The organism is Alkalibacterium indicireducens (genome assembly GCF_039522005.1).
Lineage (GTDB): Bacteria > Bacillota > Bacilli > Lactobacillales > Carnobacteriaceae_A > Alkalibacterium > Alkalibacterium indicireducens.
In genome coordinates, this window is sequence record NZ_BAAADA010000151.1 from 1 (window position 1) to 10,996 (window position 10,996).

A 10,996-nucleotide genomic window follows, 5' to 3' on the forward strand; every position below is an offset into this window, starting at 1 on the left:
ATAATTATTTATAAGAAGTTTCAATAACCGCAAGGGTTAAACCTGGATATTCAACTGCAAAACTTGAGTTAATCAATAAATTCGAACTCAAAACCTTGAGTCGCGAAAAATTCCACGATGGCTTCTCGTCTGGTTGTGTTCCCTGGGATGACCAGAATCAGGTCATCTGTTGTCCGGTACTCCTTTAGCAATGGGATGACACTTGAGTCTACACCGACCGGGTTGTCATAATGGTCCGGCTGATAATAGTCTTCGTCGTCCAGTCCTGATAGACGGAATTCCTGCATGGTGTCGTATTCAGAGTACTCTTCGAATGAAAAGTCGTCCATTAAAATGACATCATACTCCCCAGCTGTGAATTGTGCTGTAAATCGTTCAGCCATCTGACCATGAGGAGTAAATGAAGCATAAGCTGTTTCGTTTGCTCCTTCAGGTTCCAGCAGACGATTCAATTCCTGAGACAGTGGTTCTTCTTCATCAAAATCTACTTCAGGTGCCAGAACAGTCAGGTGAAAATAGGTGATCGGACGATTGATCCAGTCAACCAGGAGGTATCCGCTCACAAGGAGTGCAAACAGGCTAAGAATCACATGCCACTTGTAATAGCCCCAGAGGTAGCTGAATTTTTCTTTATTTGACTCTTCGGATTGAAGTATTTCTTTTACTTTAGTCTTTGCCATATGTTTATCGTCCTCTTTACTCTCTGCATTTATTGCTCTTACTATTTTTTCTCGACTGTAAAATCCAGCATTTACTGATTATTGTCTGTGTCTGGAACGAAAACGGTCATGTGGTGTTTTTTCACTTCCAGGTCAATTGGTAGCGAATCGCCCTCATCTCCATCTACATTAGTAACTATTTCCTTCTCATACCCTTCTTTCAGACTGATCGATCCTTTAGAAAATTTTCTGTAAAGAACATTCTCGTCGTCCGTGACATTTCCTGTAAAAATCTTTGGCACCAGATTGATTTTTTCAGCAATCGTATCTCCTCTCACAACGACTAGATGAAGGTACCCATCATCAACACTAGCTTCTGGTATCATGGTTGTAATCCCAGCTACCGAGTTGGTGAGTGCAACTAATACGAGAAATGAATCTTCATTTAGCTTTTCACCGTCCACATCAAACTTAAATGGGTACACTTCTTTTTCATTGATTGCCTTGACGCCTTCAATGACATACGCCAGCGGACCCAGTTTAGTCTTCTTCTCGATCGGCACTTCATGTACAGCATCCGGGATGGACCCGATAGCAACGATATCAACAAAGTACTGATCATTGATCTTCCCGACATCGATCACCCGTTTTGTCCGCTCTGTCAGCTTTTCTACCGCTTTTTTTGGATTCATAGGAATATCGAGCACTCTTCCTAAATCGTTGACCGTGCCAAGAGGTATGAAGCCGAAAGGTGGACGGTAGTCTTCAGGTGCAATTCCATTGATACACTCGTTTACAGTCCCGTCTCCACCTAAAGCATAAATAGCGTCTACTTCTTCACGGCAGGCTTCTCTGGCAAAATGAGTCGCATCCCCTTCTCCTTCTGTCCATCTCAATTCTACTTCACTATATAACTTCTCCAGCTCTCTTTTGACTTCTGGACCGTATTCTTCGCCCTCTTCCTTACCGGAGGTTGGGTTGACGATTACAACTGCTTTTGTCACTAGACTCGACTCCTTCTCAACAGGCTTTTTATAATAAGTATGTGCTCCTATCAGTGTACTTGAATGTAAGAAAATAGTCGAAAAAACAGCCTCGATCAATCAGGCTCAGTAATAGGCTCTACTGTAGGCATCTAAGACAATCAAGACTGCTTATAACTTCAATTCTTTATTTACAGTTCTTTTCCATTGGTTTCGATCACTTTCTTATACCAGAAATAACTGTCTTTTTTATATCGTTTCAGTTCCTTTTCATCCAGCTCTTCTCTATCGACATAGACAAAACCATACCGCTTCTGATAGCCGTTCAACCAGCTCAGAAGGTCAGTATAGCTCCATGTGCAGTAACCAAGAACGTTGACACCGTCAGTGATGGCTTCCTGAACCGCCTTAACATGTTTTCTAAGGAAATCGATACGGTAATCATCATGGATTGATCCGTCTTCTTCTAGTTTGTCATAAGCACCCAGTCCGTTTTCAGTAATCATGATGGGGAGGTTGTAGCGGCTGTCGATTCGTCTCAAGGCGATTCTCAGACCAACAGGATCGATATCCCAGTCCCAGTCTGTCTGTTCGACGTAAGGATTGTCTGCAGATTTAAATACGCCAGGCAGTCCACTTGCTTCGCTGCTTCCTTTTTTACCTGAAGTATTCATCTTACCTGCAGACACGCCGTCAATTGGATTATGTTCGACGGTTGCGGTCTGATAATAGTTCAGTCCCATGAAGTCAGGCTTCGCTGATTTAAGAAGAGCCATGTCCCCTTCTTCAATTGCAGGTGCCAACCCTCTTCTCTCCAGATACTTCCAGACAACCTTTGGGTACTCTCCGAAAACATATACATCCATCCACCAGTGAGCATTGAACGCTTCATTGTTTTCAGCTGCCAGCTGGTTCAATGGATGACTGTCGAGCGCATATGTCGGTCCATACGCAAAGCTTGGCCCGATCTGTCCGTTTATATCAAGTTCTCTGAAGCGTCTGATAACAGATGCGTTGGCAAGGTTGGCAATATGATTGGCCTGGTACATCCGTTTCTCGTCTACTACGTTAGGTGGATGCGCGGCCATGCGGTAACCTAGCATAATAAAAATGTTCTGCTCATTCAGACTGACCCAATATTTGACTTTGTTGTTGTAGCGCTGGAACAGAATGTCCGCATAACGCGTAAAGTCTTCGATGACCTGCCTGCTTTCCCAGCCGCCGTACTTATCCTGAAGTGCTTGAGGGATATCCCAGTGATACAGTGTCAGAACAGGTTCGATGCCATGAGCCAGCAGTTCATCGATCAGTTTATCGTAAAACTCAAGTCCTTTTTCATTCACTTCACCATCGCCGTCCGGTATGATCCGGCTCCACGCTACAGAAAAACGGTAAGCCTTGAGTCCCTGCTCAGCCATAAGGGCCACATCTTCTTTATATCTGTGATAATGGTCTACAGCCACATCACCAGTGGTTCCTTTAAAAGTCTTGCCAGGAATCTGCACGAACCGGTCCCATACCGACTCCCCTTTGCCGTCTTCTTTCGCTGCTCCTTCTACCTGATAGGCAGCTGAAGCTGATCCCCAGAGAAAATTATCCGGAAATGCATCCAATGTTTGATGATCCATTCTCTCACTCCCTGTATAATATCAATTCTCTTTCAGTATAACGGATTCATAGGAAAGTACCACCTATTTCACTGAATTTTTTCTTCATAAATCATGTGTGTGAATTATAACCGAAAGAGCTTACATCCATAACTTCAATGCAGTCCTTCTTTTCAGATTCTTTCATTGTAAAGTACCTCTCATTTGTGAATTAATGAATTATTGAATTATTGAATCTCTCTCAATTTCATGGTATGCTTTTTTAGAAATAGGTTGCAGGGTAACCACGTAGAAAGGATGATGGTCATGCCCAAAGTGATGATCGTATATGCCAGTCTGACTGGTAATACTGAAGAGTGTGCGGAAATACTGGAAGAGGCTTTTCAGGAACTGGGAGCTGAAGTAGAAGTCGTAGAAAGCGTCTTTGCGGATCCTGAAGACTTTACAGATGCTGACATTGCAGTAGTTGGTACATACACCTACGGAACGGATGCAGATCTGCCGGATGAAATTGTGGACTTTTATGAAGAACTAGAAGAAGTCGATTTAACTGGTAAAATTTTTGGATCATTTGGATCAGGTGATACGTTTTATGAAAAATACTGCAAATCAGTAGATGATTTTGATGAACAGTTTGAAAAAACTGGTGCTTTAAAAGGTGCGGAGAATGTTAAAGTCAATCTGAATCCTGAAGAAGAAGATAGCGAAAACCTTAAAGCTTTTGCACAGAAACTGCTTGATGCTTACAACAATCTTTAACCTTATGCTCTGTCCCAGGATTTATCACTTTTTTGATAAGTGACTAATCTTGACGGATGGAGTTTTTTTACATTCTTTTACAAAAGCGATTTCATTGGCACTCTATTCTATGTTTATGTATACTTTTCAATAGGTACTAATTATTAAGAAAGTAGGAATGGACATGGCATTAACTGATACGTATGAAATGAATAACGGGCTGAAGATACCTGTTATGGGATTCGGGACCTGGCAGGCCAGTGATGAAGAGGCCAAGCAGTCCGTCTTATGGGCACTTGAAGCAGGCTACCGTCACATAGATACAGCAGCTGCCTATAAGAACGAAGAAGCAGTTGGCGAAGCGATTAAAGAAAGTGGTGTACCGAGAGAAGAAATTTTCCTAGCAACAAAACTTTGGAACCGTATGCATGGCTATGAGAAAACAAAAGAAGCCATTGAAAATTCTCTAAGCAGACTCGATACGGACTATATCGATCTCTACCTGATTCATTGGCCAAACCCTATCTATTCGCGTGATAACTGGAAGGAAGACAATGCTGGCAGCTGGAAAGCGATGGAAGAGGCAGTCGAGGCTGGTAAAATCAAGACGCTTGGTGTGTCCAACTTCAAACCTCACCACCTTGACCCACTGCTTGAAACAGCAAAAATAAAACCCGCTGTCAATCAAATTTTACTTAACCCGAGTGATATGCAGCCTGAAGTTGTCAAATACAACAAGGAACATGGCATCGTATCAGAAGCTTACAGTCCACTTGGGACAGGTAAAATTTTTGATGTTGAAGAACTGAAAGAACTGGCTGAAAAATATGATAAATCAATTGCTCAGCTTGTTCTGAAATGGAGCCTTCAGCATGGCTTTCTCCCTCTTCCTAAGACAGTGACGAAAGAACGCGTTTGGGAAAATGCGGATATATTCGACTTTGAAATCAGTCCTGAAGATATGGCAGTCATAGACGGCCTTAAAGGACGTGCCGGAGAAGCGACCGACCCAGATACAATCGAATTTTAATTCTGACTTATATAAAAAAACCATCAGCTGCAGCAGATTCAAAAAATCTATTGCAGCTGATGGTTTTTTAGTTTGCTTGCTCAGTCAGACTTTTGCTCCATACTTCAATAGAGTGGTCCACGATATCATTGACTTTCTCAATCAACTCTTCGTCCGGCATTTCGTATTTGCCTTGTGCAGTTAGTATGGCAAAGCCATGGACTGCCGGCCAGAGAATATCTAGAAGCTGCTCTTTATCTTCTCTGCTTCGACCTTGTGCTTTTTCATGTCTATCCAGGACAAGATGAAGCTGATTAAAAATGTATGCATGCAATGTAGTGACATTAACTTCTCTTCCCATAAATAATGCAGCGAAGAGACAGCCTTCATTTTTCGAGAATAGTATATAATTTTTACACACATCACGGATCTGCAGCTGCTCATCTTCCAGCTTGAATATACACTCATCCATTTTATCTTGAACATAAGCAGTCAAGTTGACTTTTAAATCATCCATATTCTTAAATTCTTTATAAATTGGCTGCGTGGAAGCGTTTAAGGATTCTGCAATTTTTCTTGCAGTAAATCGGTTAAATTCTTCTTCACGCATTAATTCCAAAGCAGCATCCAGTATATGGTGCTTTAAGATTCTTCTTTTTCGAGGCATCGTCTTTCTCTCCTTGTGTCTCTTGATCAATATACCTTGCCAACCTTAACTCTTAAAAAATAGCATAACATATTTAACCACACCCGAAAAGGTGCTTTGTAAGAACATTCACCTTACTCACTGTCCAGTTACAAAATCATACATTTTATTCTAATAAAAGAGCGGCATTTTAATAATAATCATATTAGACTGTGATGGCTCTTCTTTTAGATTGTGACAAACTGTCATCTATGCTAAGATTACTAAGGTGAATAAAATTTTAGGAGGAATAAATATGGTCTTACCAAATTTTGAAAATAATCTGAAAAAATATGCTGACTTGCTCGTTTCAACTGGAGTCAACGTATCCGAAGGTCACACTGTTGTATTAAGTATTGATGTTGACCAGGCCCCTTTAGCACGACTCATTACTGAAGCAGCTTACAAAAGAGGTGCGAAGGAAGTCATCGTTAAATGGACAGATGATGTAATCACCCGTTCTACTTTCAAATATGCTCCAGAAGAGGTTGTGTCGACAGTCCCTCAGTATAAAGTGGATGAGTCTCTCGATCATATCGAAAAAGGCGCCAGCCGGATCAGTGTTCGATCTTCTAACCCTGATGCACTGAAAGGTCTAGACAGTGACAAGATTGCTGCTGCTCAAAAAGCTAATGGCCGTGCCTTTTCTGCTATGCGTAAAGCAACACAGTCAAACAAAGTCAGCTGGGTCGTTGCTGCTGCATCTGGTGAAAAATGGGCTGAAAAAGTGTTCCCTGAACTGGAAACTGCCGAAGAACGCGTTGATGCTTTATGGGACGCAATCTTCAAGGCTATTCATTTATATGATGAAGACCCAGTTGCTACGTGGGCTGAAAAAGACAAGACATTGGAATCTAAAGCTGAGGAATTGAATAAAGAGCAATTTGTTGCCCTACATTACACTGCCCCAGGAACAGACTTAACAGTCGGCTTGCCGAAAGGTCACCGCTGGGAAGGCGCTGGAAGCTTGAACGTCCGTGGCGAGCGATTCATGGCTAACATGCCTACTGAAGAGGTCTTCACTGCACCAGATGCAAACCGAGTTGATGGTGTCGTTGTTTCAACTAAACCATTGAGCTATGCCGGAACGATTATCGAAGGCATGACATTCCACTTTAAAGACGGAAAAGTTGAGAGCGTGACTGCTGATCAAGGCGAAGAGGTCATCAAGAAACTGATTGAGACAGACGAAGGTGCTGCTCGCTTAGGAGAAGTCGCACTCGTACCGGACGCGTCACCTATTTCTCAGTCAGGACTGACTTTCTTCAATACATTATTTGATGAAAATGCATCGAACCACCTGGCTTTAGGTTCAGCATATGCCTTCAACCTTGAAGGTGGGACCGAAATGTCTGAAGAAGAACTGAAAGAAGCTGGCCTGAACCGTTCAGATGTACACGTCGACTTCATGATCGGATCAAACGAAATGGACATTGATGGGATCCGTGAAGATGGAACCCGCGTCCCTGTATTCCGTAAAGGTGCCTGGGCGTAATATAATAGATGTTGAAACTCACTTGCCTAGCAAGTGAGTTTTTTCTTTTTTATGGCTTTGTTTGATTGAAGAGGGTGCTCAATGGGTCATATATTGATTTATGAGGCATTGGTGGTGCTAAACTGAGGATGAATGCCTCATATACTCCTTTTATGACGGTTTGAGACGTAATAAAAAGGGACAAATGCCTCATATCTAACTTATTTAAGGCATTCGTCTGTTTTATCTGTATTTTCCCCTTATTCTTTTACATAATACGTTCCTTTTCTGCTTCCTTTTTCTATATATTCCTTTGCCAGCGTCCTCTGGATACTATCTTTAGTAAAAAAAGTCCCACACCAGTCATAAATGACCGACGTTTTTAGATCGTAATCGGGAAACAGTAGACTAAAAGTCTTGATTTCATTCGATATGATACGCGTATTCAGATCGAAGAAGCCACAATGTGGACAATAGGCTGTTCGCCTATTTTTCTTTCTCAATGTCAGACTGCACTTCGGACAATAGACACCCTTGTTTAAATCTTCAAATGTATATTCAGGCACCTGAATATACCGATCTTCAGTTTTGTGAAGACGCAATAATCTATCAGCACATGCTTTTTGAGCAGCCCGAACTGGTACCGATTGCTTATTCATTTGGATAATATATTTTCTTATCTGCTGAGGCAATAGAAGACTTCTTTGCTCCACGTTTCGATAAAGCACAAAAAAATCATTAATAAATACTAATTGACCTTCTATTGGACTATTGATATCAATTTTTTCCAGGAGCATTCTTAGTAAGGTGCAGGATCTATTGAGCTGACTCAGTGGGTTTAGTATGATGTTACCATATGGATAGCTCTTAAGTTCATTTTCGTGAAATGTGTACTCTCCCTGATAATTCTTAATTTCAAATAGCATAATTTTGTTTCCAGTTATAACAATGGCATCAATCTGAAAAGTCTGTCGATTAATCTCCAGACTTAAATCCTGCATAATCAAATGCTCATCATTTAGTTCATCGAGCAGCTTGTCAAATTTCTGCTCACCTTCAAACCCTTTGATTAAATGATTTCTATAGTCATTATCTTCCGGATTCAACCCCTTTCTAATCGCCAGCTGGTTCAATATTTTCAACTGCATAGGTTCAGTTCTTTTCTTTATTATGATAAGTACCCTCTCCTTTGATAGCCTCTATTATATATACTGTCAAAAGAGTGGAATAATGATTAAATTCAGTTAGATATATCTTATGCAACGGATCACTGTCTACTCAATTTATTAGTTGCAATACATTTTATCTGCTGTATATAAGATAGTGGGAAACAAAAAAAGAGGCGTGTGCCTCTTTTCCTACTTTTATTAGGCATTTATCTTATAACTACAATCTTTCCGCTGTTTTCTATGTCTTTCAGTCATTAACGGAATCAGTACCGTCTATTCTGCTATGCTCAATGCCTCATATCTTACTTTTATGAAGCATTGGAATCAGTTTGAGAGCCGCGAATGCCTCATAATGGAGCTTTAAGAAGCATTGAGACATAAAAGTAAGAGACGAATGCCTCATATCTAACTTTTATAAGGCATTCGTCTCCGAAATTTCTAAATTTTCATACTCATCAGCTGTTCACCGTTAGCTGGATCGGTCTTGTCGAGCCACTGGAAGCCGACTTTTTTGTAGAACCCGATTGCGGCGTGGTTATCTGGAGTCACGCTTAGAACGATTTCTGATACGTTCCAATTATTAGAGATATACTCGATGATCACACGCATTACATCTGTCCCTAAACCTTTGCCCTGCACATCATGGCTCAGCATCAACCGGTCGAGCCAGATATATTTTTCTTCTGAGTTGTACGCTCCAATCATTGCAAAGCCGATCAGATTGTTTTCCGAATAAATCCCGTATGGGTGCCAGTCCAGACTTGTGTCGTAAGCAGCTTCGAGCAGTGACTGGGCATTCGACTCGATATGGACAGTCTGTTCGTCCGACACCTTCAATTCTGTTACTTCACGCCAGTTTGCCTCATTGACCTCGACTAAGCTTATCATTCTACTTATCCTTTGTCATGTTCTGAAGTCAGCTCAAGCGCCCACGGAAGAGCTTTTTGCATCGACTTTGTCCAGAAGTCCCAGTTGTGTTCGCCGGGTGCTTCCATGTAATCGTGATCAAGCCCCTGATCCTTCAGCCATGTATGCAGCGCACGATTCTCTTCGATCAAAAAGTCTTCAGTTCCGCATGCCATGAACAGCTCCGGTTTGTTGGCACACCTTTCGATCAGTTTATAAATGTCCATCTCATCAGTGATCGCGCTATAGCTTTTGCTGCCAAGAAGATGCCAGACACGTCTGTTGATCGGATTATCTTCTGACAAGTCGTGGAATGGGTCATCTTTCTGGAAAATCCGACTCGACAAGGCGATGACTTTACTGAATACATTTGGATAAGCATAGCCATTTCTCAAAGCGCCGTAGCCTCCCATCGACAAGCCGCCGATGAAGGTGTCTTCTCTTTTTTCAGAAAGCGGAAAGAGCCGCCGTGTTTCTCGAATCAGCTCTTCTCCGATGAATTTTCCGTAATTGTCTTCGCTCGGATGATCGAAGTAAAAACTGTTTTCGCCGGATGGCATGATAACTGCGATGTTGTATTCTGTCGCCCATTTGACAATCCGAGTATTCTGGATCCAGTCTTCGTGATTCCCATCCCAGCCGTGAAGCAGGTACAGAGTCTTTAGAGAACCACTTGTTTCTTCAATCGGTTCCGGGTCATACAAGGATTTTATTGAAGATGGAATCACTGCTGAAAACGAAACTTTTCTCATCAATTCGCGAGATTGAAATGTTACGTTCAATGTTGCCATGTGTCACTCTCCTAATGAACAGGCCTCACCTGCTGCCTGTCTAAATTATTTTTCGTCAGAAACTTCTTCACCGTTCAGGATAACCTTATAACTTAAGTCAGCTTTCAGTGAGTTAGCTACTGAACAGTATTTCTCGTCACTTAGTTTGACCGCACGCCATACACGGCTGGCCGGTACGTCTCCGTCAACATGGACGGTCACTTCGATTGCCGTGAAGAACTTAGGTGGTGTGTCATTTCTTTCCCCATCAGTGTCAATTTCCATACGGCTGATTTTGTCCTGATACGGCTTCAAAATCATGTACATGTCGATACCCATGCAGCCTGCCAGACCGCCTAGGACGGTCTCCATTGGTGACGCACCTGTTCCGTCTCCTCCAGCTTCCTTGCGGGCATCCATTCTGACCTGGTTCCCGTCTGGATTAGTCATCGTGAAGGCCAGATTGCCTTCCCACTTTGTTGATACTTTCATCTTATCCACTCCATTTCATCTATTCATTACTTATTAAAGGATAGCATATTTACTTGAAAAAATGCACACGCAAAAAATGTTCCTCTACATAATCATTTAGCAAATCTTATTCATAATGCTTATTTTAAAGGTTTCATACGGTCAGCATGGCTCTTGATGACTCCCCAGGACCTGACTTCTGATCGATCAGTTTGAACGGGACATTGTAATAAGCCAGTTCCATAGCCAGAACGAGTCCTGTTGGTCCAACGCCTACAATCAGTACCTCTTTTTCTGACATGCAAGTTCACTCCTTTTTATTAATCAGCTCCGTCACTTATGCTTTCAGTGTATATGAGGGGGCTGATATTGACAACTGAGACAGCAGATTCGCAGGCTAATCGTTGCTTCAGCTGCTTGCTCTATCTTTTAAATGTCTTTATGTAAATGAAAATCTATGTGTAAAATAGTTGTCGGAAAGTAAAATAGTAGGGCAAGAAATTAAAGTAGACAAAAAGAAAGAAG

The 10,996-nt window shown here is 41.8% G+C and carries 12 protein-coding genes; 3 read left to right on the forward strand and 9 right to left on the reverse strand.

Features of this window, described 5'->3' with window-relative positions; all coding sequences use genetic code 11:
• Positions 1-68: 68 nt before the first annotated feature.
• The 3 genes from ABFX15_RS08890 to ABFX15_RS08900 form a co-directional block, all read right to left on the reverse strand.
• Entirely contained in the window at positions 69-680 is a 612-nt protein-coding gene (locus ABFX15_RS08890; protein ID WP_346025074.1) for a hypothetical protein, read from the reverse strand.
• Between the two features lie 71 nt (positions 681-751).
• Entirely contained in the window at positions 752-1,663 is a 912-nt protein-coding gene (locus ABFX15_RS08895) for a diacylglycerol/lipid kinase family protein (RefSeq protein WP_346025075.1), read from the reverse strand.
• Positions 1,664-1,833: 170 nt separating this feature from the next.
• Positions 1,834-3,270, reverse strand: a complete 1,437-nt coding sequence (locus ABFX15_RS08900) for a glycoside hydrolase family 1 protein (RefSeq protein ID WP_346025076.1) — start codon at positions 3,268-3,270, stop codon at positions 1,834-1,836.
• Between the two features lie 285 nt (positions 3,271-3,555).
• On the opposite strand from ABFX15_RS08900, the gene ABFX15_RS08905 reads away from it, so the two are divergent.
• Both ABFX15_RS08905 and ABFX15_RS08910 read left to right on the forward strand, forming a co-directional pair.
• Positions 3,556-4,008 carry a flavodoxin gene (locus ABFX15_RS08905; protein WP_346025077.1) on the forward strand — a complete coding sequence of 151 codons (453 nt, stop codon included), beginning with the start codon at positions 3,556-3,558 and terminating at the stop codon, positions 4,006-4,008.
• Positions 4,009-4,171: 163 nt separating this feature from the next.
• Positions 4,172-5,017 (forward strand): aldo/keto reductase, encoded by an 846-nt coding sequence (locus tag ABFX15_RS08910; protein ID WP_346025078.1) that lies wholly within the window; start codon positions 4,172-4,174, stop codon positions 5,015-5,017.
• Positions 5,018-5,084: 67 nt separating this feature from the next.
• Here the strand turns inward: ABFX15_RS08910 and ABFX15_RS08915 are convergent, their stop codons facing one another.
• The gene (locus ABFX15_RS08915) at positions 5,085-5,663 is read right to left on the reverse strand and encodes a TetR/AcrR family transcriptional regulator (protein ID WP_346025079.1); all 579 of its coding nucleotides are present in this window, start codon (positions 5,661-5,663) and stop codon (positions 5,085-5,087) included.
• 274 nt (positions 5,664-5,937) lie between these two features.
• Between ABFX15_RS08915 and ABFX15_RS08920 the strand changes: the two genes are divergently transcribed.
• A complete protein-coding gene (locus ABFX15_RS08920; protein ID WP_346025080.1) occupies positions 5,938-7,176 on the forward strand; it encodes an aminopeptidase in 1,239 nt (412 codons plus the stop codon).
• Between the two features lie 239 nt (positions 7,177-7,415).
• Here ABFX15_RS08920 and ABFX15_RS08925 read toward each other — a convergent pair whose 3' ends face one another.
• From ABFX15_RS08925 to ABFX15_RS08945, 5 genes are all read right to left on the reverse strand, one after another.
• Complete coding sequence (locus ABFX15_RS08925) at positions 7,416-8,303, reverse strand: NERD domain-containing protein (RefSeq protein WP_346025081.1); 888 nt, start codon at positions 8,301-8,303, stop codon at positions 7,416-7,418.
• Positions 8,304-8,762: 459 nt separating this feature from the next.
• Positions 8,763-9,212 carry a GNAT family N-acetyltransferase gene (locus tag ABFX15_RS08930; protein ID WP_346025082.1) on the reverse strand — a complete coding sequence of 150 codons (450 nt, stop codon included), beginning with the start codon at positions 9,210-9,212 and terminating at the stop codon, positions 8,763-8,765.
• Between the two features lie 5 nt (positions 9,213-9,217).
• The gene (locus tag ABFX15_RS08935; RefSeq protein WP_346025083.1) at positions 9,218-10,021 is read right to left on the reverse strand and encodes an alpha/beta hydrolase; all 804 of its coding nucleotides are present in this window, start codon (positions 10,019-10,021) and stop codon (positions 9,218-9,220) included.
• Positions 10,022-10,066: 45 nt separating this feature from the next.
• Positions 10,067-10,492: an OsmC family protein gene (locus tag ABFX15_RS08940; protein ID WP_346025084.1), complete on the reverse strand. Its 426-nt coding sequence runs from the start codon at positions 10,490-10,492 to the stop codon at positions 10,067-10,069.
• Positions 10,493-10,625: 133 nt separating this feature from the next.
• Positions 10,626-10,772: an FAD-dependent monooxygenase gene (locus ABFX15_RS08945; RefSeq protein ID WP_346025085.1), complete on the reverse strand. Its 147-nt coding sequence runs from the start codon at positions 10,770-10,772 to the stop codon at positions 10,626-10,628.
• Positions 10,773-10,996: the final 224 nt, after the last annotated feature.